This is a genomic window from Avibacterium sp. 20-132 (assembly GCF_023611925.1).
In the GTDB taxonomy this organism is placed as follows: domain Bacteria; phylum Pseudomonadota; class Gammaproteobacteria; order Enterobacterales; family Pasteurellaceae; genus Avibacterium.
Genome location: NZ_CP091456.1, coordinates 2,252,081 through 2,278,048, shown reverse-complemented (window position 1 = coordinate 2,278,048; position 25,968 = coordinate 2,252,081). Strand labels below are relative to the sequence as shown.

Annotated in this window: 20 protein-coding genes; 12 read left to right on the top strand and 8 right to left on the bottom strand. The window is 36.2% G+C overall.

Going from position 1 to position 25,968, the window contains the following annotated elements:
• The first annotated feature begins 27 nt into the window (after nucleotides 1-27).
• Nucleotides 28-2,613 carry a KAP family NTPase gene (locus tag L4F93_RS10885; RefSeq protein WP_250350263.1) on the top strand — a complete coding sequence of 862 codons (2,586 nt, stop codon included), beginning with the start codon at nucleotides 28-30 and terminating at the stop codon, nucleotides 2,611-2,613.
• A 12-nt stretch (nucleotides 2,614-2,625) separates the two neighbouring features.
• On the top strand, nucleotides 2,626-5,100 hold the full coding sequence (locus L4F93_RS10880) for a hypothetical protein (protein ID WP_250350262.1): 2,475 nt from the start codon (nucleotides 2,626-2,628) through the stop codon (nucleotides 5,098-5,100).
• Nucleotides 5,101-5,205: 105 nt separating this feature from the next.
• Here L4F93_RS10880 and L4F93_RS10875 read toward each other — a convergent pair whose 3' ends face one another.
• Entirely contained in the window at nucleotides 5,206-5,847 is a 642-nt protein-coding gene (locus L4F93_RS10875) for a histidine phosphatase family protein (protein WP_250350261.1), read from the bottom strand.
• Nucleotides 5,848-5,883: 36 nt separating this feature from the next.
• The gene (gene cls / locus L4F93_RS10870) at nucleotides 5,884-7,347 is read right to left on the bottom strand and encodes a cardiolipin synthase (protein ID WP_250350260.1); all 1,464 of its coding nucleotides are present in this window, start codon (nucleotides 7,345-7,347) and stop codon (nucleotides 5,884-5,886) included.
• 34 nt (nucleotides 7,348-7,381) lie between these two features.
• On the opposite strand from cls, the gene L4F93_RS10865 reads away from it, so the two are divergent.
• The 5 genes from L4F93_RS10865 (at nucleotide 7,382) to L4F93_RS10845 (ending at nucleotide 12,438) form a co-directional block, all read left to right on the top strand.
• The gene (locus L4F93_RS10865) at nucleotides 7,382-8,080 is read left to right on the top strand and encodes a TIGR01621 family pseudouridine synthase (protein WP_250350259.1); all 699 of its coding nucleotides are present in this window, start codon (nucleotides 7,382-7,384) and stop codon (nucleotides 8,078-8,080) included.
• A 75-nt stretch (nucleotides 8,081-8,155) separates the two neighbouring features.
• Entirely contained in the window at nucleotides 8,156-9,145 is a 990-nt protein-coding gene (pheS, locus tag L4F93_RS10860) for a phenylalanine--tRNA ligase subunit alpha (RefSeq protein ID WP_250350258.1), read from the top strand.
• A 31-nt stretch (nucleotides 9,146-9,176) separates the two neighbouring features.
• Complete coding sequence (gene pheT, locus L4F93_RS10855) at nucleotides 9,177-11,564, top strand: phenylalanine--tRNA ligase subunit beta (protein ID WP_250350257.1); 2,388 nt, start codon at nucleotides 9,177-9,179, stop codon at nucleotides 11,562-11,564.
• Nucleotides 11,565-11,568: 4 nt separating this feature from the next.
• Nucleotides 11,569-11,865, top strand: coding sequence for an integration host factor subunit alpha (locus tag L4F93_RS10850; protein ID WP_103855875.1), 297 nt, complete (start codon nucleotides 11,569-11,571; stop codon nucleotides 11,863-11,865).
• Between the two features lie 69 nt (nucleotides 11,866-11,934).
• Nucleotides 11,935-12,438 (top strand): C40 family peptidase, encoded by a 504-nt coding sequence (locus L4F93_RS10845; protein ID WP_250350256.1) that lies wholly within the window; start codon nucleotides 11,935-11,937, stop codon nucleotides 12,436-12,438.
• Nucleotides 12,439-12,539: 101 nt separating this feature from the next.
• Here L4F93_RS10845 and ttcA read toward each other — a convergent pair whose 3' ends face one another.
• From ttcA to L4F93_RS10830, 3 genes are all read right to left on the bottom strand, one after another.
• Nucleotides 12,540-13,490: a tRNA 2-thiocytidine(32) synthetase TtcA gene (gene ttcA / locus L4F93_RS10840; protein ID WP_250350255.1), complete on the bottom strand. Its 951-nt coding sequence runs from the start codon at nucleotides 13,488-13,490 to the stop codon at nucleotides 12,540-12,542.
• Between the two features lie 162 nt (nucleotides 13,491-13,652).
• Nucleotides 13,653-13,970, bottom strand: coding sequence for a BrnA antitoxin family protein (locus L4F93_RS10835; RefSeq protein WP_250350254.1), 318 nt, complete (start codon nucleotides 13,968-13,970; stop codon nucleotides 13,653-13,655).
• A complete protein-coding gene (locus L4F93_RS10830; RefSeq protein ID WP_250350253.1) occupies nucleotides 13,939-14,073 on the bottom strand; it encodes a hypothetical protein in 135 nt (44 codons plus the stop codon). Before L4F93_RS10830 ends, L4F93_RS10835 begins: the two co-directional genes overlap by 32 nt.
• Nucleotides 14,074-14,344: 271 nt before the next feature.
• On the opposite strand from L4F93_RS10830, the gene mukF reads away from it, so the two are divergent.
• The 5 genes from mukF to sbcB all read left to right on the top strand — a co-directional run bounded on the left by mukF (nucleotide 14,345) and on the right by sbcB (nucleotide 23,334).
• Entirely contained in the window at nucleotides 14,345-15,670 is a 1,326-nt protein-coding gene (gene mukF, locus L4F93_RS10825; RefSeq protein WP_250350252.1) for a chromosome partition protein MukF, read from the top strand.
• An 11-nt stretch (nucleotides 15,671-15,681) separates the two neighbouring features.
• The gene (gene mukE, locus L4F93_RS10820) at nucleotides 15,682-16,410 is read left to right on the top strand and encodes a chromosome partition protein MukE (protein ID WP_250351688.1); all 729 of its coding nucleotides are present in this window, start codon (nucleotides 15,682-15,684) and stop codon (nucleotides 16,408-16,410) included.
• On the top strand, nucleotides 16,410-20,957 hold the full coding sequence (gene mukB / locus L4F93_RS10815) for a chromosome partition protein MukB (RefSeq protein WP_250350251.1): 4,548 nt from the start codon (nucleotides 16,410-16,412) through the stop codon (nucleotides 20,955-20,957). The genes mukE and mukB overlap by 1 nt, the downstream gene beginning before the upstream one ends.
• Before the next feature lie 78 nt (nucleotides 20,958-21,035).
• The gene (locus L4F93_RS10810) at nucleotides 21,036-21,908 is read left to right on the top strand and encodes a DMT family transporter (RefSeq protein WP_250350250.1); all 873 of its coding nucleotides are present in this window, start codon (nucleotides 21,036-21,038) and stop codon (nucleotides 21,906-21,908) included.
• A 4-nt stretch (nucleotides 21,909-21,912) separates the two neighbouring features.
• Entirely contained in the window at nucleotides 21,913-23,334 is a 1,422-nt protein-coding gene (gene sbcB, locus L4F93_RS10805) for an exodeoxyribonuclease I (RefSeq protein WP_250350249.1), read from the top strand.
• A gap of 911 nt (nucleotides 23,335-24,245) precedes the next feature.
• Here the strand turns inward: sbcB and L4F93_RS10800 are convergent.
• The 3 genes from L4F93_RS10800 to rpsI all read right to left on the bottom strand — a co-directional run bounded on the left by L4F93_RS10800 (nucleotide 24,246) and on the right by rpsI (nucleotide 25,965).
• Nucleotides 24,246-24,704, bottom strand: a complete 459-nt coding sequence (locus L4F93_RS10800) for a ClpXP protease specificity-enhancing factor (RefSeq protein WP_250350248.1) — start codon at nucleotides 24,702-24,704, stop codon at nucleotides 24,246-24,248.
• A 12-nt stretch (nucleotides 24,705-24,716) separates the two neighbouring features.
• Nucleotides 24,717-25,355, bottom strand: a complete 639-nt coding sequence (gene sspA, locus L4F93_RS10795) for a stringent starvation protein SspA (protein WP_250350247.1) — start codon at nucleotides 25,353-25,355, stop codon at nucleotides 24,717-24,719.
• A 217-nt stretch (nucleotides 25,356-25,572) separates the two neighbouring features.
• On the bottom strand, nucleotides 25,573-25,965 hold the full coding sequence (gene rpsI, locus L4F93_RS10790; RefSeq protein ID WP_017806615.1) for a 30S ribosomal protein S9: 393 nt from the start codon (nucleotides 25,963-25,965) through the stop codon (nucleotides 25,573-25,575).
• Nucleotides 25,966-25,968: the final 3 nt, after the last annotated feature.

The following is a 25,968-nucleotide window of genomic DNA, read 5'->3' as shown; positions in this document are numbered from 1 at the left end:
TATAATTTATAAACATAGGAGAATTTTATGAGTAACAATAGTAAAATATTTATTGATTTAAATATAGATGCTAATAATATCATTAGCAATGATGAAAGCTTTTTGCAATATAAGGCATTAGATAAACTAAAAGGTATACTAATGTCAATAAATAAAAGTTCAGAAAGTAATGAAGCTTTATCAAAAGATAAAAAATATTTAGAAAATATTTATTTACCAAGAAGAAATAACACTATATTTATTGACGGAGAACGAGGTGCAGGAAAAACAACATTTCTAAAATATATTTTTACTACTGTATTTGATATGTTTTCTCAGTCAGATGAACAATTAAAAGGAATTGTTCCATGTGCTTTTATTGATCCTACAACAATAGTAAGCCAACAACATATTTTGACTGATATTATTGCTAAATTACATAAGTTTGTAGACTCATATAATATAATATCATCTCCATTAATCAAACATGATTTTGATAATGAATGGCTTAAAGGATTACAAGAAATTTCTAATGGAATAGAACAACTTTCTATTATTAATGATAAGAAGGATACATCTTGGTTTTTCTCGAAAGCTTTAAATAGATCAACCAGTGGTCAAGAATTAGAGAAAAAGATTCATGATTTAATAAATCTTATTATAGAAAAATATAATATAAAACTCTTAATGATAGCTATAGATGATATAGATACTAGAACCGATAAAGCCTATGAATTATTAGAAACAATTAGATGCTATCTGACTCATCCTAAATTGGTTGTTTTAGTATCAGGAGATATACAATTATATAGTTACATAGTTGGAGTAAATAAAGCTAATGAAATAAAAGATAAAACTATAAGTCGCCCATTTGAAGGAAATATGCTTTATCAATTGGAACAACAATATATTATAAAAACACTTCCAATTCATCAAAGAATAAAACTAATGAACTTACATGAAATAAATAAAGAGAATAAGTATAGTATTTACTTAAAAACAAGTATGGAACCCAATAAAGAGGAGCTTCTAGTTTCATTTCTTAAAAATGAATTAAAAAAATATCTTTCAATACATGATGACTATATCGGGGAAATAAATAATTTTATTTTGAGTCAACCTATAAGAACTATTGTACAGTTGATCAAATATCTATTATCAAACAATGATGTTAGTTCTTTTTCAATGGCAATAAAAGATATATTTTTGAGTGACTTACTAAAAGAGAAAATAGGTGTAAACATTTTAGAAAACTTTCCTTCTTCTATTGTAAATATAGCTTCAAATATATTTAGTGTTATATATGAGCATAATGATATGGATACGGGGTTTTATTGTCGAGTTGAAGGAAATGATTCGAGCTATAATATTGCTAAAATTTTCTTGTCATCTTTAGTTTCTTCTTATTCAAAAAGTAATAGTAGAAAAGAGGATAGTGTTTCAATGGCAATAAATTCTATGTTGTTACTAGGTTCTCCTGCAAATATTTATTTATACTTTGTTGAAAGTGAAAATTACACTAAATACTTTGATTACATTGGTTTAAATAACAACTCTAGCCCAAGAAACATTATGGAAAAATATAGTGGTATTGTATCACCTAAAATGAAAAGCCATCAAGGAGTTTTAAATGGAATCATCAGACTTAATAGACGAGGAAGTAATCCAGGATTGAAAAGAAAACATCTATCATCTTTAGAGAGATTTTCTGAGCATATACCAGATAATATTATTGATTATATAACAAAAGAAGCATTTTTAATTTCTTCTAATAGGATACGAATTCATACAGAAACTAGAGATTGCGTATCTATATATGCTTTCTTAGCTTCAATAGCTGAATTACTAGAATGTAACGAGGAAAATGAACTAAAAGATAAGCTTGGAAGATTAAGTGCATTTAATACATATTCTGGATTCTTGCCAGAAAGATATAATATAGATGATAGTAATGAAAATGATGATGGAGACAATGAAGATAATGAAAGTAATAATACTCAAAATAATGAATATGAGGACAACCTCATAAAATTATTACTGTCCTGGCGTGAAGATACTAAAACATTAGAATTTAATTATTCATCTTTATGTTTAGGTAAGATATGGGCAAGATTATTCTACTCTATAAATAATATTTCAGATAATGCAAAAAGAGAATACAAAAAAAGAAGGTTGTATACAAGTGAAATATTTGCTAGATTTATTTGGGGTGTTTGCAACTCTATATTAATAGAGGAGAGCCGTTATTCTAATAATAGAAGCAATGATATTTTTAATATTATGACCAATGCTAGTAATGTATCAACATCTATCAAGCATTTTATTAATAATTTAAAGTCTATAAAAAACGTACTAAATAACGATAAAAATAGTAGGCTAGAAGATAAATTCAAAGAGTATCTCCCATTAACATATTCTATTGTAAATTGTCCATTAGTTTATCCATTTTTATATATGACAGAAGATAAAATGGCAAATGAAATACTTGAAGGAATCTTGAAGATAGATGAAAAGATGAAAAATTATTTAGATAACCTAAAGCTTGATAAACTTGATGAAGATGGTTTACCACCAATATCAAAACTGGCAATATCAAAGATAGCACCAGTTTCATTTAAGTATAACGAAAAGTAGAGGAAGAAATAAATGTTAATAAATGATTTTATTCTTTCATCACAATTAGTATATAAATCGTTATGTGAAGATCTATTAAGTTATATTTTAGATGAGAGAAGAGTTGAAAGCATTAATATTTTGGATGGGAGAGGAGTTGAAAGCATTAACATCAATAAAATAAAGTTCATCACCTATAACCATTTAAGTATCTACTCCAATTTTAACGATAGAATTTTTTCTAGTTATTGGGATAGTCTATGCTGCAAATATAAAAAGAGAACCTGTTTATCACTAGCTTTACTATATGAAGTAAAAGATTTTTATGTAGAAGAAGATTCTTCCATAAAGTTAAATCTTTTTTCTGATTGGCAAAACTGGATGTCTAACCATTCATTTTTGCCAATATTAGCGCTATGTAATCTATGCAATAATAGGAGTAATATTAGAGGACTTAGAGGAATTTTATCACCTAAGAAACCTATCGTTGAACATTATATTAATAATGTAGGGCTTAATGATCTACATATCCATTTAAATGGAACAACAACAGCAGAATTACTATGGAGTTGGGCATTAGAAACCCCCTCTTCTATAAGAAATTATTTAGAGGAAAACTTTAATAAGGAACATGTTTTTTTACATTATGGTTCAGATTATTTTCTAAAAACCCCAAAGTCATACCATAAGTTATTAGTTATATCTAAGACTATAAAAAAATTAATTATTTTAATTATTAATGAAAATTATAACAAAGAGTATAATCATCTAATCGATCTATTAATTAAAATATTAAAATATGAGGATTATTGCGATGTTTTTTTTGAAGATAATTTTAAATACTATGAAGAGGAAGAGTTGTTTTTTAAAGAGTTAGAATTTCATAGGATAACGATAAATTATCTTAAATCCGGAAAAAGTGAGTCTAGGAGAAAGCTTTTAGACATACTTTATTTGATATATATTGTTTCTATGAATTGCTTTAGAAGCATTTCATTACAATCTGTATATAAAAAAGGATTTGATAACTTCCAAAAAATTGCTGATTCTGGAGCTAGAGAAGGATATGAAAAAGATTACTATATTAGATATATTCAATTACATGGACCAGATGTTTTTTCTAAAAATTCTGATTTAGCAACTATAGAAGGTAGATTCTCTCCTAAAAGCAGCATTGAGGAGAATGAGTTTCTAATCTATAATATTTTAAATGGATTTGTAAAATATGCTAGAGGGAAAAATGGTTTATTAAAAAAAGAAGATTTAAATAGTTTAATTGATAATGTATTAAAAATAGATAGACCAAAACTTAGATTAGTATGCCACTTTATAAAAGGAAAATGGAATTATCATAATATATCTAGCATACCTGATATGAATTATCATTTTAAAAATATTAGAGAAAATCTAATAGAAAAAGGGAAAATTTTACAAGAGACTTTTGTTAAATATCCAAAACTGAAAGATATTATTGTTGGAGTTGATGCTGCAGCTAACGAGATGGACACTCCTCCAGAAGTTTTCTCACCTCTATATAGATTTTGTAGAAGAAATTTTATTAAAAAATTTACATACCATGTTGGAGAAGATTTTGAACATTTAATGACAGGCATTAGGGCTATTTATGAGTCAATAGTTTTCTTAAACTTGAAATCAGGTGATAGGATAGGTCATGCTACAGCAATAGGATTGATTCCTAGTGATTGGATTAAAGCAATACCTAGAGAGGTATTTATATCTAAAGGAGTATGGCTAGAGAATTTATTATTTGCTAGAAAAGTAGCTATAGATTTGAATATTGATAATATTCAAATATATAAACTTGAGTATGAAATTAATAAGCTTTCTAAAGAAATATTTGGCGATGACTATAGTAAAAAAATAGATCTTTTATTACTAGACTCTTTCTTTGAGCATAGATATCTAAATCCTGAGATTGTTAATAATTTTTTAGAAAATAAAGTTATATTAGATCTATATGAGATTTCATTAGTCAAATCAATCCCAAGAGATACATTATGTTTATTAAGAGATAGATGGTTTAATGTAAAAACATTTACTAAGTATGAAGAAAAAGAAAAAGTATGTTCTGATTTTTTCTCAGAGAATTTTCTTGTTAAATGTCAGCAATATGTTCAAAAATTAATATCGGAAAAATCAATTGTTATTGAAAGTTTAATTACAAGTAATGTTAGAATTAGTATTTATAATTCAATAAAAGATCATCATATATTTCGTTGGCTAAGAATAGCCAATAGAAAAATAGAAGGAGATTACCCGATGATAATTGTTCTTGGTTCAGATGATCCTGGGATATTTTCTACAGATCTTAGGAATGAAATATATCATATATTTTCCATTCTAAAATATGAATTTGATTATTCTGATGAAAAAGCCATATCTGTTATTAAAATGCTAAATAATAATGGATTTATATATCATTTTAATAATGATGAATCCCCAAGGTTAAATATAGAAGAAAAATTTGAAAATGGTTTTTTAACTTAACATCAATTAATACCTTACTAAGGTATAAAAATAATAGGATAATTAGAAATATAATTTTAGAGCTGTACTGTATTAGTCTCTTCTTTGGAGTAGGAATATAAAGCATTACAAATGCTCTGTGTTATTCACCGTTTCTAACACAAAACGCCCCGCACTTTCGTTTTCAGCTTGTTCATAACGCACAATGCTAATAGAGGTATTTGCCAAGCGTGTTACTCGCGGATTTTCACGGTGGTTTTGCCAAGTTGAGCCGTCAAATAAAGCGAGCAATAAATGTAGTGTATGACCGTGAGAAACTACCAAAATATTGCCTGAATGATGTACTTGAATAATTTCATCAATGGCTTTCATTGCCCGTTTAGCTAATTCACCAAAGGTTTCGCCACGATTGCTTTTAGCCTGAAAATTGGCGGGATCTTTGGTCATTTGTTGATATTCTTCGTTTTGACGAAGGTGGCTCACTAATGCCCCTTCCCAAGAGCCAAAGCTATGCTCATTTAAGCCTTTATGTTGAAAAAAGGGAATATTTCGTTTGCCAATAATGTATTCTGCGGTATCCATCGCGCGTTTTAACACACTTGAATAGGCAGCGAGAAAGGGAATATTGGCTAAGTGTTTGCCTGTTTTCATTGCTCCTTCAATGCCTTCGGCGATCAGTGGTGAATCGCCTTGTCCTTGTAATAAACCTTGTTCGTTCCAAACGGTACGTCCGTGGCGGACGAAATAAAAGGTAAGTTGTTTTTTCATTACTATCCTTAAAAACGTTGAAAATTTATACCGCATTTATAAAAGTGGGCTGAATAAGAAAAATAAACGTTCGATAACGCGTTGATAAACAGGACGTTTTACCCAATCTTTATAGGTTAATAATGAAGAACTTTGGCGGTAATTTTCTTGCAAGAGGGTAACTTCATTAGCAAAAGTTTGATCTTCCACTACCATTGTAACTTCAAAATTTAACATAAAACTGCGCATATCCATATTTACCGTTCCGACTAAGACAAGGCGGTTATCAATCAACACACTTTTGGTATGTAATAGCCCTTGTTCAAATTGATAAATTTTTACTCCAGCAGCAAGAAGATCTTCAAAGAAAGTACGGCTCGCCCAGCTAACCATTAAAGAATCATTTTTCTTTGGCAGAATTAGCGTCACATCAATACCGCGTAACGCCGCAATGCGTAATGCTTCGGCAATGCTATGGCTTGGCACAAAATAAGGCGAGGTAATCGTGATGCTTTTACGCGCGGAGAAAATCGCAATAGAAAGAGATTGCGCCATTAAGTCATCTGGAAATCCCGGGCCTGTCGCAAGAATCTGTACGGCGTGAGAATTGTTCTTCTCTATGGGCAATAAAGGGCAATTAGGCAACTGCAATGGGATTTCTTTATCACTTTCAATTTGCCAATCCCACGCATACAGCCCATTTAGCACCGCTGACACCGCACCATTAATACGCACCATAATATCCACCCATTGCCCAACGTGGCTGTCTTGTTTGAAATATTTCGGATCGACCATATTCATACTGCCTGTATAAGCAATCTGATTATCGATCACTATAATTTTGCGGTGTTGGCGTAAATCAATACGACTAAAAAACATCCGTAGTAAATTAACGTGTAGCGCTTCGGTGATTTCAATGCCACTTTCTTTCATTTCACGGCAATGTTTACTTTTCAAAAATTGACGACTGCCTACACTATCAAGCAATATTCGCACTGTTACGCCGCGCTTTTGTGCAGCAATTAGCGCGTGTTGCACGTCTTCCACTAGGCCACCATTCCACCAAATATAAAACACCATATTGATGCTATGTTTGGCTTGATGAATATCATCAATAATGCTTTTTATGATACTTTCTGGCGTCTCTAAAATATGCAGTTCATTACCCAGCACACAAGGAATATTTAAGCGACTTTTAGCTAAGTCAAAAATTGGGCGATAAAGCAGAGTATTATGGTGATTGATTAATTGCGGGCATTGTGAAAAATCGCCAAACCATTGATTAAATTTCGGTGCAAGTAAACGAAATGCCTTTGCACGTTTTGTCCCTAATTTCACTTCGCCAAATACTAAATAGGCGATAATGCCTACCACGGGGACGAGATAAATTATCATCAACCAAGAAAGGGTAGCTGAAACGGATTGTTTTTTAATCACCAATCGCATTGTAATGGAGATCGTTAAAATCCAAATCAGAACAGGGATGAGATATGCTATAATCTGTTGAAAAGTAAAATTCATTTATTTTTAACCGCACTTTTATAAATGTCTAATTATGCCAGAGATCACAACGCCAATGTTTGACATTGTTTTTCAGCACGCTGATTTTATCATTATTCACAAGCCTTGTGGCATTTCCGTACATAAAGATGAGCAAGAGGTTGGTCTAACCACCTTAATGGCTCAACAATTGAATTTACCCCAAGTTTGGCTGGTGCATCGCTTAGATAGGGCGACGTCAGGATTGTTGATTTTAGCATTGAATAAGCAAGCTGCGGCAACGTTGTCTGGGTTATTTGCTAGTCATCGCATCGCGAAAACCTATCTGGCGCTATCCACTGAAAAGCCGAAGAAAAAACAAGGACGGATCATTGGGGATATGCAAAAATCGCGTAATGGGACGTGGAAATTATGCCAAAGCAAGGAAAATCCTGCCATTACACATTTTTCTTCGCTAAGCTGTGAACCCAATTTACGCCTGTTTATGTTATTTCCGCAAACAGGCAGAACCCATCAGCTACGAGTGGCAATGAAAAGTTTAGGAAGTCCCATTTTAGGTGATGAACGTTATGGCGGAAATAAGCAAAAATCCGACCGCACTTATTTACATTGTTATCAGCTTGAATTTACTTATGAAAACCAGCAAATTTGTGTGAAAGCCTTACCCAAAACAGGTGAATTTTTTACCGCACTTTCCGTGCAAGAAAAAATTCAACAATGGGAAAGGCAGAATAATTGCGAAAAGCCACAATAAAAACGTGATTTTTTAAGGCGTTAGTATTATCATTAAGAAATTTTTCAGATGTTATATTGTTATTAGAGGATAGGTATGCAACACCTTAAAGAAATTACCGAACAGGCAAAAGAAGCGATTGAAAAATTGCACGATAAAAGCCTTGAAACGCTAGATGCCATTCGTGTGGAATATTTTGGGAAAAAAGGGCATTTTACCCAATTAATGCAAGGATTGCGTGATGTGGCGGCGGAAGAGCGTCCTGCAATGGGGGCAAAAATCAATGAAGCGAAACAAAAAGTGTTAGATTTATTAAACACCAAAAAAGCACAATGGGAAGAAGAGGCCCTTAATGCACAGTTAGCGAAAGAGAGTATTGATGTCAGTTTGCCGGGGCGTAAAACAGAATTAGGTGGCTTACACCCTGTTTCAATTACCATTGAGCGTGTTGTAAAATTTTTCTCTAACTTAGGTTTTAGTGTAGAAGTTGGGCCTGAAATTGAAACTGATTATTACAACTTTGATGCACTAAATATTCCGGCTCATCACCCAGCCCGTGCCGATCACGATACGTTCTGGTTTGATGCAGAGCGTTTATTGCGTACCCAAACCTCTGGCGTACAAATTCGTACAATGGAAAAAATGCGTCCGCCAATTCGTATTATGGCACCGGGACGTGTATATCGTAACGATTATGACCAAACCCACACCCCAATGTTCCACCAAATTGAATTACTTTATGTGGATAAACACGCTAACTTCAGTGAATTAAAAGGCTTATTACACGATTTCTTACGCGCCTTTTTTGAAGAAGACTTACAAGTGCGTTTTCGCCCGTCCTATTTCCCTTTTACAGAACCTTCTGCAGAAGTCGATGTGATGGGTAAAAACGGCAAATGGTTGGAAGTGCTAGGTTGTGGAATGGTTCACCCAAATGTGTTGCGTAATGTTGGTATTGATCCAGAAGAATATTCTGGCTTTGCGGTGGGAATGGGCGTAGAACGTTTAACGATGCTACGTTACAATGTAACAGATTTACGTTCGTTCTTTGAAAATGATCTCCGTTTCTTAAAACAATTTAAGTAATTGAAAACCGAATTTAATGTAGAGAAAGAATATGAAATTTAGTGAATTATGGGTGCGTGAATGGGTTAATCCTGAAGTTAGCACGGAACAATTATGTGATCAAATTACAATGCTTGGACTCGAAGTCGATGGCATTGAAGCGGTTGCTGGTGAATTTAATGGCGTTGTTGTTGGGGAAGTGGTGGAATGCGCTCAACACCCTGATGCTGATAAATTGCGTGTAACCAAAGTGAATGTTGGTGGTGAACGTCTATTAGACATTGTATGTGGCGCACCAAATTGCCGCCAAGGCTTGAAGGTGGCTTGTGCGGTTGATGGTGCAGTGTTACCTGGTAACTTTAAGATTAAGAAAACCAAATTACGCGGTCAGCCTTCTGAAGGAATGCTATGCTCATTCAGCGAATTAGGCATTTCTGACGATCATAACGGTATCATTGAATTGCCAGCCGATGCACCGATTGGGACGGATTTACGTGAATATTTACAATTAAATGATAACAGTGTAGAAATCAGCTTAACGCCAAACCGTGCCGACTGTTTAAGTATTGCGGGCATTGCCCGTGAAGTGGGCGTGGTAAATCAGCAAACAGTCAATACGCCTGATATTCAGCCCGTTGTAGCAACTATTACTGATAAAGCACAAATTGATCTGTTAGCGCCAGAGGCTTGCCCACGCTATTTATTGCGTGTGGTAAAAAATGTGAACGTTAAGGCGCAAACGCCTATTTGGATGCAAGAAAAATTACGCCGTTGCGGTATCCGTTCTATTGATCCAGTGGTAGATATTACCAATTACATTTTACTTGAATTAGGACAGCCAATGCACGCCTTTGATGCGGCTAAAGTGAGCCAGCCTGTACAAGTTCGTATGGCGAAAGAAGGGGAAGAATTAGTCCTGTTAGATGGTACAACCGCCAAACTTCAACCCAATACACTTCTTATTGCCGATCAAAATGGTCCATTAGCAATGGCTGGCATTTTTGGTGGTGAAGCAAGCGGAGTAAATGGCGAAACAAAAGACGTTATTCTTGAATCCGCATTCTTTGCTCCGTTAGCTATTACAGGGCGTGCAAGACAATATGGCTTGCATACTGATGCTTCTCACCGCTTTGAACGTGGCGTTGATTTTAATTTACAACGCGATGCGATGGAACGAGCAACCGCATTATTATTAGCAATCTGTGGTGGAGAAGCGGGCGAAATTTGTGAGGTGGTCAGTGAAGTGCATTTACCAAAAGTAAAACAGGTTCAATTACGCCGTGAAAAATTAGATCATCTACTAGGGCATTATATTCCAACTGAAACAGTTACTGATATTTTGCAACGCTTAGGGTTACAAGTAAGTTATCAAGACGGTTTATGGACAGCGATTTCACCAAGCTGGCGTTTTGATATTGAAATTGAAGAAGATTTGATCGAAGAAGTCGCCCGTATTTACAGTTATAACAATATTCCGAATAATCCACCGTTAGCGCATTTACAAATGAAACCAATGCCTGAACATTTATTAGAATTGGTTCGTGTTCGCACGGCATTTGTAGATAGTGATTATCAAGAAATTGTGTCTTATAGCTTTGTTGATCCTGAAGTTCAGCAATTATTATACCCACAACAAGAGGCATTAATTTTACCAAATCCAATTTCGCGTGAAATGTCTGCTATGCGTGTTTCTTTATTACCGGGCTTACTTACCACCATTGCTTACAACCAAAATCGTCAGCAAAATCGTGTACGTATTTTTGAAGGTGGATTACGCTTTATTCCTGATAGCCAAGCAGAAAGTGGTGTTCGTCAAGAATACGTTATTGGCGCTGCGATTGTAGGGGATAAACGTCCAGTTCATTGGGAACATAAAGGCGAAAATGTGGATTTCTTTGATCTAAAAGGGGATTTAGAACGCATTTTATCGCTAACAAAGGCTGGAAATCGTTTGCGTTTTGTTGCAAAATCATATCCAGCGTTACACCCAGGACAATCCGCTGCCATTATGTTGGACGATAAAGAAATCGGTTATATTGGTACCGTACATCCAAAAGTCGTACAACAGCTTGGTTTGTCAGGTAAACCAATTGTATTTGAAATTGAATGGGCGGCGATTGCAGAAAAATCTGTGCCAAATGCCAAAGAAATTTCTCGCTTCCCAGCTAATAAACGTGATTTGGCCATTGTCGTGGATAGCGCAATACCGGCTGGCGATGTGTTAGAAGTCTGTCGTCAAGCGGGCGGAAAACAGCTTGTGAACCTCAGTTTATTTGATGTTTACCAAGGGGCAAATTTACCACAAGGTAAGAAAAGTTTAGCGATTAGCTTAACAATTCAAGATACGGAAAAAACCCTTGAAGAGAAAGAAATTAATGCGGTAATTTCAGCAGTATTAGACGCATTAAAACAACGATTTGATGCTTATTTGAGAGATTAATATTATGACATTGACCAAAGTTGAACTAGCTGACAGCTTAATTGAAAAGCATAATCTAAATAAACGTGATGCCAAATTATTGGTAGAAAGTTTTTTTGAGGAAATTCGCGTAGCGTTGGAAAGTGGGCAAGATGTGAAATTATCGGGTTTTGGTAATTTTGAATTACGTGATAAAGCCTCACGCCCGGGACGCAACCCTAAAACAGGGGAAAGCGTACCTGTTTCCGCACGTCGCGTCGTGGTGTTCAAACCCGGTCAAAAATTACGTTCTCGAGTAGAAAAATCGAAGCCAAAGGCTTAAATTATTTATGTGATAAGAAAGCTATCTTTTTTTGGATAGCTTTCCTTTTATTTATTTTGTAGGTAAAAAATGCGTTTAGCTAAATTTATTTTAGTTTCCCTTGGTATTGCTGTATTAGCAGCTTGTTCAGGGTCTCCACATTCAGCAAATCATTCAGATTCTGATGAAAAAATTTCTTATCAGGGACGACTTGATGATCCAATTATGACAATCGCCTTATTAAGTGAACATCAACGAGAATGGGCTGGCACGCCTTATCGTTTAGGCGGGCAAAGTCGCCGTGGTATTGATTGCTCTGGATTTGTGCAAAAAACATTTCGTGATCGTTTTAATATTAATCTACCACGTACGACAAAAGAGCAAGTGAAATATGGTACAAAAGTGCCAAAATCGCAAATTCAAACAGGAGATTTAGTCTTCTTTAAAACAGGGCGAGGGCCTAATGGCTATCACGTTGGGATTTATGTTAAAGATGGTCAATTCCTGCACGCATCAACTAAAGGGGGAGTGATTTATTCTTCCCTCAATAGCCCTTACTGGACGCGCACTTATTGGCAAGCGCGTAGAATGTAAAATTGCATTTATAAAAATAGAGAAATAGAAAAGTGCGGTGGAAAATGTTAATTTTTTTCACCGCACTTAATTTTTTACCCACTTTCTAATTCGCTTTATGTTTAATTCACTTCCTTAAACGCGATCATTTCATTTTGGCTAAAATCGGTTTGTTCCTCTTCATCTTGGTATAATGGGGTAGTTGGCAGATCTTGTTTATCAAAAGCAATATCGCCTTCCACACCGTCTAACTGTTGTCCACGTTGAATATCTTTAAAATTAAATAAATTTTTATCGCATAAGTGAGAAGGTAGGATATTTTGCATTGCACTAAACATCGTTTCGATACGCCCCGGATATTGGCGATCCCAAGTCTGTAACATTTCTTTTACCACTTGGCGTTGCAAGTTAGGTTGCGAACCGCATAGATTACAAGGAATAATGGGGAATTGTTTGGCGATAGCATATTTTTCAATATCCTTTTCTTTGCAATAGGCCAGTGGACGAATCACAATTTGTTTGCCATCATCGCTAATTAATTTGGGTGGCATTGACTTCAGTTTGCCACCATAGAACATATTTAAAAATAGGGTTTCCAACATATCATCACGATGATGACCAAGAGCAATTTTGGTTGCGCCAAGCTCTGTGGCAGTGCGGTATAAAATCCCACGTCTTAAGCGTGAGCAAAGAGAGCAAGTGGTTTTGCCTTCTGGGATTTTTTCTTTCACAATGCCATAGGTATTTTCTTCTACAATTTTGTAATCTACTCCAATGCGTTCTAAATATTCAGGTAAGACGTGTTCAGGGAAGCCGGGTTGCTTTTGATCTAAATTTACCGCCACAATGTCAAAATGAATCGGTGCGTTAAGGCGTAAATTGAGCAAAATATCAAGCAAAGTGTAGCTATCTTTTCCACCTGATAAGCACACCATTACCTTATCGCCCTCTTCAATCATATTAAAATCAGCAATGGCAGCCCCTACATTACGGCGTAGGCGTTTTTGTAACTTATTGAAATTGTAGATTTGTTTCTTTGTTTTTTCGTTTTGAGAAGTTAAATTTTCACTCATTGGATTTATTATTCAGTTATATCAATTTAAAAAACTTGCGTATAGTAAGGGGTAATGGAATTTTTTCCAATAGGAATATGCAGGATTTAGGTCTTTTTAGGTAGCTAAAAAAAGATGAACGTTTTTGACCGCACTTTATTATGATGATGCGGTCATTGATAATTATACTGAGTGAATATGCTGGAGAAGTACTTCATTGATGCGTGATTGCCAACCTTTTCCAGTGGCTTTAAAGGCTTCAATGACTTCTGGTGATAAGCGAATAGTGATAATTTGTTTGGTTGGCGCTTTTTGTTTACCTCTTACTTTTGGTTTTATATGCCCTTGTTTTTCCATTTCAGTTTGATGTGCAAGCACCATATTGACAAAATAATCAGGCATTGTTTCTTGTAACGATTTCATTTGTGTAAAGTCACTTTGCTGTAATTCTCGGGCTTCCCCCTCAACATTAATTAGTGGTATGTTTTTTTCTGTCTTCATATTTTTTGACCTCCCTTGCATTTGCTTTACGGAAGCTAATCACTCGAATTCCTGTTTTTATTGGCGTAAATACAAGAATATGTAATCGCGCTGTTGTACCCACATAACCCGCGGCTAAAAAACGCGGTTCGGGATAATCTTTTCTCTCGAGAGTTGAGGCTCTTCAATATTGCGCTGATTTTTCTTTTGATCAAATTCAATTTCCATTTTGAATGTTAAATCAAATAACCATTTCTTTATTGTAAATACATTTTGCTAAATGACAAATTTTTGTAAACATTTTTGGTAAAAAAACGATCTACAAGATCCGTAAAAAATCCTGTATAATCAACTACAATTTTTGTCTAATTTTTATTTGCTTGTGAGAATACACAATGCTTGAAACATCACAAACAATCCCTGAATTGGTTTCTTGGGCAAGAGAGCGAGAATTTTCGCTTAATTTGCCGACTGATCGTTTGGCGTTTTTATTGGCTATTGCGATTTATAACAATGAACGTTTAGACGGTGAGATGTTAGAAACGGATTTAGTGGATATTTTCCGTCATACCGCGTCAGCCTTTGAGCAATCCCCCGATAATATTGCTACTCGAGCCAATAATGCGATTAATGAATTAGTGAAACAGCGTTTTCTCAATCGCTTTAGTAGCGAATTCACCGAAGGTTTGGCAATCTATCGTTTAACCCCATTGGGCGTTGGGGTTTCGGACTATTACATTCGCCAACGTGAATTTTCTGCGTTACGCCTTTCCGTCCAGCTTTCTATTGTGGCAGATGAAATTCAACGTGCTTCTGAAGCGGCAGAAGAGGGTGGAGATGAAAATCATTGGCGACGCAATGTGTTTGCGCCATTAAAATATTCTGTGGCAGAGATTTTTGACAGCATTGATTTCTCACAACGTGTGATGGATGAAAGTCAGCAAAGCATTAAAGATGAAATCGCTGAGCTATTAACCAAAGATTGGCAAGCAGCGATTTCAAGCTGTGAACGTTTATTAGATGAAACCTCAAGCAATTTACGTGAATTGCAAGATACACTCAATTCCGCTGGAGATAAATTGCAAGCACAATTATTGCGTATTCAAGATTGTGTGATCGGACAGCAGAATCTTTATTTTATCGATCAACTTATTATTGATTTACAAGCAAAATTAGACCGCATTATCAGCTGGGGGCAACAATCTATTGATTTGTGGATTGGTTATGATCGCCACGTACATAAATTTATCCGTACAGCGATTGATATGGATAAAAATCGTGTGTTTTCACAACGTTTACGCCAATCTATTCAACATTATTTTGAAAATCCTTGGTATTTATGGACTGCACAAGCAGAACGTTTAGTAGATTTGCGTGATGAAGAGCTTGTATTACGTGAAGAAGATGCGCTAGGGGAGTTGCCAGAAGCATTACAATACGAAAGTTTGGCTGATTTGCACGAACAAATTGTTGAACATATGCAAGCTCTATTAATTGCTTATCGCGAAAATCATCGTCCTATTAATCTTAGCCTTGTGTTAAAAGAACAGTTAGATAATTATCCTGTCGAACGACATTTTGATGTAGCAAGAATTATTGTCGATCAAGCAGTACGGCTAGGAATGGCGAGTGGTGATTTAAGTGGCGTATATCCACAATGGGAAGAAATAAATCAGGCGGGGGCTGAAGTACAAGCCCATATTATTGATGAATATAATTAAGAGAAAAAATGATGACAGATCAGTTACAAGATATAATTTCAGTAAAACAAGCTCAAGCCATTGCAAATCCTCTTTTTCCTGTTGTGGACAGCCAATTACGAGCGGGAAGACATATTAGTATTGAACAGCTTGATAATCACGCCTTTTTAATGGATTTTCAATATGAGTTGGATCAATTTTATCGCCGTTATAACGTAGAATTAATTCGTGCGCCAGAAGGTTTCTTTTATTTACGTCCAAAAGCAACAACATTAATTGCGCGTTCTGTTCTTTCCGAGCTAGAAATGCTTGTGGGAAAAGTATTATGTTACTTGTATTTAAGTCCAGAGCGTCTTGCTCAACAAGGTATTTTTACCACACAAGAAGTTTATGATGAATTATTAAATCTTGCTGATGAAAGCAAACTGTTAAAAACCGTCAATCAGCGTTCTTCAGGATCTGATTTAGATAAACAGAAATTAGCTGAAAAAGTACGAGCAGCACTTAACCGCTTACGCCGTCTAGGAATGATTGCTACCGTAGGGGATCAGCATAGTGGTAAATTTGTGATTTCAGAAGCGGTATTTCGTTTTGGTGCTGAAGTGCGTGCAGGTGATGATCCAATGGAAGCACAATTACGCTTAATTCGTGATGGCGAAGCGGCAACACCGCAATCCTTACAAGATGAGAAAAGTGCGGTACAAAATGACGTTGAAAATGTAGATGAAATAGAAGAAATTGATGAGGAAGGGGAAGAATAATGAGCAAAGCATTTGAAGTAGAAAATGATAATTTAACCCTTGATAGTGAAGAAATGGAAAATCATCAACCTGAAGAATTAGACATTATTGAAACAGCGCAAGCAGAACAGCAAGATGCGCCTGCTCCCATTGCTCAAAATGTCGAGCGTGGAAAATTCCGCTCACTGACCCTCATTAACTGGAACGGTTTTTTTGCCCGTACATTTGATTTAGATGAGTTAGTCACGACCTTATCAGGGGGGAATGGTGCGGGGAAATCAACCACAATGGCTGGTTTTGTTACCGCGTTAATTCCTGATTTAACCTTATTGCACTTCCGTAATACCACAGAAGCGGGGGCAACCACGGGTTCACGCGACAAAGGGTTGCACGGTAAGCTTAAACCGGGTGTCTGCTATGCAGTATTAGATGCAGTGAATTCTCGTCATCAACGTGTTTTAGTCGGGGCGCGTCTACAACAAGTTGCTGGACGTGATAAAAAAGTTGATATCAAAACCTTTTCTATTCAAGGGTTAAGTCTTGCACAAACACCAACAAGTGTTTTAACTGAAACGGTCAATGAGCGTCAAGCAAGGGTACTAACACTTAATGAATTAAAAGAAAAAATAGAAAACCTTGGCGCACAATTTAAACAATATCATTCCATTACAGATTATCACGGAATGATGTTTGATTTAGGGATTATTCCTAAACGTCTGCGTTCTTCTTCAGATCGTAGCAAATTTTATAAACTCATTGAAGCCTCGCTTTACGGAGGAATTTCCAGTGCGATTACTCGCTCCTTGCGTGATTATTTATTACCCGAAAACTTAGGCGTCCGTAAAGCCTTTCAAGATATGGAAAGTGCATTGCGTGAAAACCGTATGACCCTTGAGGCAATTAAAGTTACGCAATCGGATCGTGATTTATTCAAGCATTTAATTACGGAAACCACCAATTATGTGGCGTCAGATTATATGCGTAATGCCAATGAACGTCGAGGCAATGTAGAAAGTGCCTTAACACATCGTAAGGAATGGTATTTAGCAAAATCAGAACGCGATTTATCACAACATCGCTTAGTGGATTTTAGCCGTGAATTGGCGGAACTTAACGAAAATGAGCAAACCCTTGAGGTTGATCACCAAAGCGCACTCGATCATCTTAATTTGGTGCTAAATGCGTTACGTCATCAAGAAAAAATCTCGCGTTATCAAGATGATGTAGAAAGCTTACGAGAAAAATTAGAAGAACAAAAATTTGCGGTAGAAGAAGCATCAGAACAGCACGAAGAAAGCCAAGCGCAGTTAGAACAATATGAACAAGAAGTGGATCAACTGCGTAGCCAATTAGCGGATTATCAACAAGCACTAGATGCCCAACAAACCCGTGCGCTGCAATATCAACAGGCTATTCAAGCACTTGAAAAAGCCAAAACCCTTTGTGGATTGGCCGATCTTTCTACTAAAAATGTGGAGGATTATCACGCTGAATTTGTCGCGCAAGCGGAAGATTTGACGAATAACGTTCTAGATTTAGAGCAAAAAATGTCGATTTCCGAAATGGCGAAATCGCAGTTTGATAAAGCCTATCAACTTGTTTGCCAAATCGCAGGCGAAATGCCACGTTCTGCTGCGTGGGAAAGTGCAAAAGCATTATTGCGTGAATATCCGAGCCAAAAAGTGCAAGCGCAACAAACACCGCAACTTCGTGCCAAATTACACGAGTTAGAACAGCGTTATCAACAACAGCAAAGTGCGGTGCGTTTATTGAAAGAATTTAATCAGCGAGCCGCATTAGAACTTGAAACCACCGATGAAATTGAAGACTATTATGCGGAGCAAGAAAGCCTTGTTGATGAGCTAAATGAAGAATTGGCAGAACAGGTGGAACAGCGCTCAACTTTGCGTCAAAAACGTGAGCAGTTGAATGTCCGTTACAATGAAAATGCCAATAAAGCCCCTGCGTGGCTTACTGCGCAATCAGCGCTAGAACGTTTACAAGAACAAAGTCATAGTCAGTTTGCTGATAGCCAAGACGTGATGAATTTTATGCAATCACTCTTAGTTAAAGAACGAGAATTAACCATCAAACGTGATCAGTTAGAGCAAAAACGTCAGCAACTTGATGAGCAAATTTCTCGTTTAAGCCAGCCAGATGGTTCTGAAGATCCGCGTTTAAATGTATTAGCAGAACGCTTTGGCGGTGTGTTACTTTCTGAGCTTTATGATGATGTGCCAATTGAAGACGCACCTTATTTCTCCGCGTTATATGGCCCTGCTCGTCACGCGATTGTGGTGCGCGATTTAGACGCTGTGAAAGCGCAATTAGCGCAACTTGAAGATTGCCCAGATGATTTATACCTTATCGAAGGTGATCCAAGTTCTTTTGATGACAGCGTATTGTCCGCCCAAGAGCTAGATTTAGGGGTCGTGGTTCAGGTGTCTAACCGTGAATTACGTTATTCAAAATTCCCTGAAATTCCATTATTTGGCCGTGCAGCACGAGAAAAACATTTAGAAGCCTTACAAATTGAACGTGATGAAGTATCGGAACACTATGCCGAATGTGCTTTTGATGTGCAAAAATGCCAACGCTTACACGAACATTTCAGCCAATTTGTTGGTTTGCATTTAGCTCTCGCATTCCAGCCCAACCCTGAAGAATTAATGGCACAAATTCGCCGTGAACAAGGGGAAATCGAGCGTGAATTAGGGCAGTTTGCTACCACTGAACAACAAATTCGCCTTAAATTAGACAATGCAAAAGAAAAATTACAGTTATTAAATAGACTGATTCCGCAACTTGGAGTCATTGGCGATGAAAGTTTATTAGAGCGTATCGAAGAATGTCGTGAGCAATTAGATTTAGCGGAACAAGATGAACGCTTTATTCGCCAATATAGCGTGACATTGTCACAGCTTGAACCCATTGCCAATACATTACAAAGCGATCCAGAAAATTATGAGCGATTAAAAGCTGACTATGAACAAGCAAAACAACAACAAAAACAAATTCAACTACGTGTTTTTGCTTTAGCCGATGTGGTACAACGTAAAGCCCATTTTGATTACAAAGAAAGTGTCCAATCTGAAACCTCTGAATTAAATGAGCAGCTTCGTAATCGTTTAGAGCAAGTTCAGCAACAACGTGAACAACAACGCGAACACGTTCGTCAAAAACAAATTCGTTTTGCCCAATATAATCAAGTTTATATTGAGCTGCGTAGTTCCTATGAAGAAAAAAATAAAGTACTGAATGAGTTGCTTGAGGAAATCAGTCAGCTTGGCGTACGTGCAGATGATGGGGCAGAGCAACGGGCGCAAGCACGTCGTGATGAATTATCGCAACAACTTACCACGGTACGTAATCGTCGCCGTTATTTGGAAAAACAATTAACCTTAATTGAAAGCGAAAGTGAAAATCTTAATCGCCGTATTCGTAAAGCAGAACGCGATTACAAAACACAACGTGAATTAGTGGTGGCAATGAAAGCAAGCTGGTGTGTGGTGCTACGATTATCACGCAATAGTGATGTGGAAAAACGTTTAAACCGCCGCGAGTTAGCTTATCTTTCTGCTGATGAATTACGTTCAATGTCAGATAAAGCCCTTGGTGCGTTGCGTACTGCCGTAGCTGATAATGAATACCTGCGTGATGCGTTGCGTTTATCTGAAGATAATCGTAAACCAGAAAATAAAGTGCGGTTCTTTATTGCAGTGTATCAACATTTACGTGAGCGTATTCGTCAAGATATCATTAAAACAGATGATCCGATTGATGCGATTGAACAAATGGAGATCGAATTATCTCGCCTAACTGCAGAATTAACAAATCGTGAGAAAAAACTCGCGATTAGTTCCGAAAGTGTGGCGAATATTATGCGTAAAACCATTCAACGCGAACAAAATCGCATTCGTATGCTCAATCAAGGCTTACAAAATATTGCCTTTGGTCAGGTGAAATCGGTGCGTTTAGTGGTCAATATTCGTGATACTCACGCAATGTTGTTAGATGCATTATCCGATCGCCACAATGATTATCAAGATTTATTCTCAGATAACCGCATTACTTTCTCCGAAGCCATTGCGAAATTGTATCAACGCTTAAATCCACATATCGATATGGGGCAGCGTACCGCTCAAACTATTGGTGAAGAGTTGTTGGATTACCGCAATTACCTTGATTTAGAAGTTGAAGTGTATCGTGGCGCAGATGGTTGGTTACGTGCAGAAAGTGGTGCATTATCAACGGGTGAAGCTATTGGTACTGGGATGTCAATCTTGCTAATGGTGGTACAAAGTTGGGAAGAAGAAAGCCGTCGTATTCGAGGTAAGGATATTGTTCCTTGCCGTTTATTATTCCTTGATGAAGCGGCACGTTTAGATGCGAAATCGATTTCTACCTTATTTGAACTATGTTCTCGTTTAGATATGCAATTATTAATTGCAGCACCTGAAAACATTAGCCCAGAAAAAGGAACCACTTATAAACTGGTACGTAAAATCTCAGGTAATCAAGAACAAGTTCACGTAGTGGGATTACGTGGGTTTGGTGCAACACACTAAGTTATATTAAAGTGCGGTAAAAAATAAGGGGAATTTCTACCGCACTTTAAATTTCTTTCTTTTTACTAAGGATAGCGAATGGCTTATTTATTTCTTGCTATTGCTTGTAGTGTGGCTGTCTCCGTATTATTAAAAGTCGCACGGAAGTTTAATATCGTCATTGAACAGGCAATCGCATTCAATTATCTTATTGCCCTGTTATTAAGTTATTTTTTATTACAGCCTAATTTTCAAGGACAAGGCTTCACCGAGTTTATTGTACAAAATGAAAATAGTGCCATTTTCTTAGCCCTAGGTTTATTGCTACCGAGTGTGTTCATTATTATGTCTAAAGCGGTTGAATTTGCTGGCATTGTGCGCTCTGATGCAGCGCAACGTTTATCCTTATTTCTGCCTATTTTAGCTGCCTTTATATTATTTGGCGAACAGCTCAGTCAATCACGTATTATCAGTTTAGTTTTGGCTTTTTTTGCGTTATTTTGTTTAATCAATAAACCGTGCGAACAGCAACTTTCTGTCAAAGCAGGATTGAGTTTGCTTGCTGTTTGGTTAGGCTATGGTGTCATTGACATTTTATTCAAACAAATGGCCAAAATGGGAAATGCCTTTCCAACCACCTTGTTTATTGCGTTTGCCTTAGCAATGTGCGTGATGTTTATGTATTTATTGATTAAACGAACCCAATGGAATGGCGCAAGCTTATTAGCTGGAATTGTACTCGGCGGGCTAAATTTTATGAATATTCTATTTTATATTCGCGCCCATCAAAGTTTCAGCCAAAACCCAACGCTGGTTTTTGCTGGAATGAATATTGGCGTGATTTGTCTTGGCACGCTTGTAGGCGCAATAGTATTCAAAGAAAAAATAAGTAAAATTAATGGGGTAGGCTTAGTACTTGGTATTTCTGCCATTCTCAGCCTATTTTATTTAGAACCTTTTTTAACAAGGTAAGGTAATGCAAGATAATTTTAGTTTTTTTGTTTACGATTACGAAAGTTTTGGCGTTAATCCCGCCACGGATCGCCCTGCGCAATTTGCCGGTATTCGTACTGATAAAGATTTTAATATTATTGGTGAGCCTGTGATGTTCTATTGCAAGCAAACTAATGACTATTTACCTTCACCCACTGCGGTAATGGTAACGGGTATTACGCCACAACAATGCAACGAACAAGGTTTATCTGAACCAGAATTTGCCCAGCGAATTTTGCAAGAATTCTCACAGCCAAATACTTGTGTAATGGGGTTTAATAATATCCGTTATGACGATGAAATGACCCGTTATACCTTTTATCGGAATTTTATCGATCCTTACGAATATAGTTGGAAAAATGGTAATTCTCGCTGGGATTTACTGGATTTAGTGCGTGCCTGTTATGCCTTGCGACCAGAAGGCATAAACTGGGTTTATGATGATGAGGGAATGCCCTCGTTCCGCTTAGAAAATTTAACCAAAGCGAATGGAATAGAGCATAGCAATGCCCACGATGCAATGGCTGATGTGTATGCAACTATCGAAATGGCAAAACTGATCAAACAAAAACAGCCAAGATTATTCCAATTTTTCTTTGAACATCGCGATAAAAAATCCCTTGAAAAAATGATTAACACCACAGAAATGACACCCTTGGTTCACGTTTCAGGAATGTTGGGGAATTATCGCGGTAATACCACTTGGATTGCCCCTTTAGCCTGGCACCCAAGCAATAAAAATGCCGTCATTGTGTGTGATTTAGATAGCAATATTGATGATTTACTCAATAAAAGTGCGGAAGAATTACGCCAAAATTTATATACCAAAAAAGCGGAATTGGAAGAACAAGGCATTTTGCCAGTGCCATTAAAATTGGTGCATATTAATAAATGCCCAATTTTAGCTCCAGCCAAAACCCTATTACCTGAAAATGCACAACGTTTAGGCATTAATCGTCAAGATTGCTTAGCAAACCTTGCTAGATTACGTGCAGATCTCAATATCCGTGAAAAAGTGCTACAAATTTTCACCGATGAACGGACATTTGAGCCAAACGATAATGTGGAAACTGAATTGTATAGCGGATTTTTCAGTCCAAATGATAAAAATAATATGGCTATTTTGCGTGATTTAGCACCTGAAAAATTGGCTGAACATAATTTGACGTTCCAAGATAAACGTATTGATGGCTTGCTATTTCATTATCGCGCACGACATTTCTATAAAACATTAACCAGAGCAGAGCAGTTACGTTGGGATAAATACCGCCGTAGAAAGCTGGAACAAAGTGCGGTGCAATTTGAGCAAGAATTACAAACCTTAGCGGAAGAACATCAAAACACCCCTGAAAAATTAGCTTTATTGCAACGGGTTTATGAATATGGCGTAAAATTACTAGGGTAACTTTGTGATGCTGTCACAATGTAATTATTTTTCTAACATTATGTAGAATAAAAAATCGAGTAATCTAATTGCTCGATTTTTTTATTTTTCACGTAGCGTAATCATATCTAATTAAGAAAATGATACTGCTAAATAAATTGGACATACTTATATTTCTTATTTAACTAATCAATATATCTGTTAAGTTCTCGCGAAAATACCTAATTTAGTAAACTCATTAGCAACAAGAACAAATAACAGAGACAGATGGGATAGCTTCCATCAATTCCAAATTTTATTTATTAAAATTTTACTTAAATTAAAAGTAAAGCAAGATTTTTCTAGCCTTCATCTTTAATTCTTCTTTAATTTTTCTTTACATTGCATTCATTCCAGTGCGTAACATCTAAAGTTTTAGCGTTACAACGTTGCCGATATGCTTGTTTTCACCTTGCTTAACTAGTAAAAGTGATCTGTGTGTAACCCTGTGATTTTATTTATTCGTAGTTTTCGCTAACCCGATAACTGATTTCGCATAATATATATTATGTTAAATAATAGAAGTATAAAAGTAACTTTTTATTACTCTCTTTTATCGGGCTTATGGCATCTCTAATATTTTATGTTACGCTTTATTTATTGCAGCATTATCTTATTTTTTAGATTGCAGTGCTGTTATGGTGATGTGGTAATTTACCCTTGATTTCTACAATAGATAAAATAAATACTAATAAGATTTAAAATAACTAATATTGTGAAACTTATTAAAGAAAGAGAAAAATGCGAGCGATATTTTTGTTACAGGGTTACAAAATAATTAAACAAGGTCTATAGAAATGAAAAAATAAGGGTTTTATAGATTAGGGATATAAAAAAGTGCCTGCACGATTTGTTTAATACAGGCACTTAAAAGATATTAGGGGCAATAATAATTAATCAATAAAACGTAATTTTGGAGAGGATTTATTGCTAGATGATTTTTCTATTGGTTTAGGTTTATCAACAGCTTCAACGAAACTTAACGGTTGCTCATCTTGAATTTCATCTTGTTGGGCAAGATCACCTTCAAATTCCTCTGGTTCAAACATAATGCCATCACCACTTTCTCTTGCATAAAGAGCAATAAGCGCCCCCATAGGAATAAAAATTTCTTGCGGTATGCCTTGAAAACGCGCATTAAATTGCACAAAATCATTGGTTAATTGCAAGTTTCCCGTTGCATTCATCGAGATATTTAATACGATTTGCCCATCTTTGACGTATTCAGCTGGTACTTTTACCCCTGCATACGTTGCATCAACCGCCAAATAAGGCGTACAATCATTATCTATAAGCCAATCATAATAAGCTCTTAATATATAAGGACGTTTCGGTGAGAATTTACGCTCCATAACTCCTCTCTTTTATTTGTCATCCATTAGATTTTTAGGTGCAACTTCACCAACGGATTGCTTGAAAGAATCTCTTTGATACACGCGTTCCATATAATTTTTGATTGCTTTACTTCCCGCTCCTGCAAATTGAATACCCAGCTTCTGCATACGCCATAATAAAGGGGCAATATAGCAATCGACCAAGCTAAATTCTTCACTCATAAAATAAGGTGTTTGATTGAAAATTGGTGCAATAGCCAATAATTCTTCTTTTAATTGCTTTGTAGCCTGCTCTTTCTCAGACTCATCGCCTTGCTCAATTTGGTTTAGTAAAGAATACCAATCTTGCTCAATTCTTAACATTAATAAACGGCTTTTACCACGAGATACAGGATAAACAGGCATTAATGGCGGATGCGGAAAACGCTCATCAAGGTATTCCATAATAATACGAGAATTAAATAGCACTAAGTCACGATCTACCAAGGTTGGTAATGTTCCATAAGGGTTTAATTCCATTAAATCTTCAGATACAGAACCTAGAGCCATTTCTTCCATTTCATAAGGCACGCCTTTTTCCGCTAATACAATGCGAACCTGATGGCAATAAATATCTTCTTGATTGGAAAAAAGGGTCATTATTGAACGTTTACTTGATGCACTACTCATTTTATTCCTCTGCTAACCTTTTGCTTATCTGTCATTTTAAATTAAGGGCAATATTTTACCATAAATTATAGGGAAATAGCTAAGTAAATTTATTCAATACTACTCTATCTTATTGATAACAAATTGAATTTTCTTGTAATGATTGGTTTAATAAATTTAGAAAAGAAAAATGGCAAGTGAAAACTTGCCATTTGAACAATATTTGAATAAGAAACGATTAACGTTTTGAGTATTGTGGGCGACGACGTGCTTTGTGTAAACCCACTTTTTTACGTTCAACGCGACGTGCATCACGAGTAACAAAGCCTGCTGCGCGTAATGCTGGACGTAATGTTTCATCATATTCAATTAATGCACGAGTGATACCGTGACGGATTGCACCCGCTTGACCTGAAATACCACCACCTTTAACTGTGATGTATAGGTCTAATTTATCAGTTAATTCAACCAATTCTAATGGCTGACGTACGATCATACGAGAAGTTTCGCGACCGAAATATACGTCTAATTCACGTTGGTTGATAGTAATTTTACCACTGCCCGGTTTGATAAATACACGAGCTGAAGAGCTTTTGCGGCGACCTGTGCCGTAGTTTTGATTCTCTGCCATTTT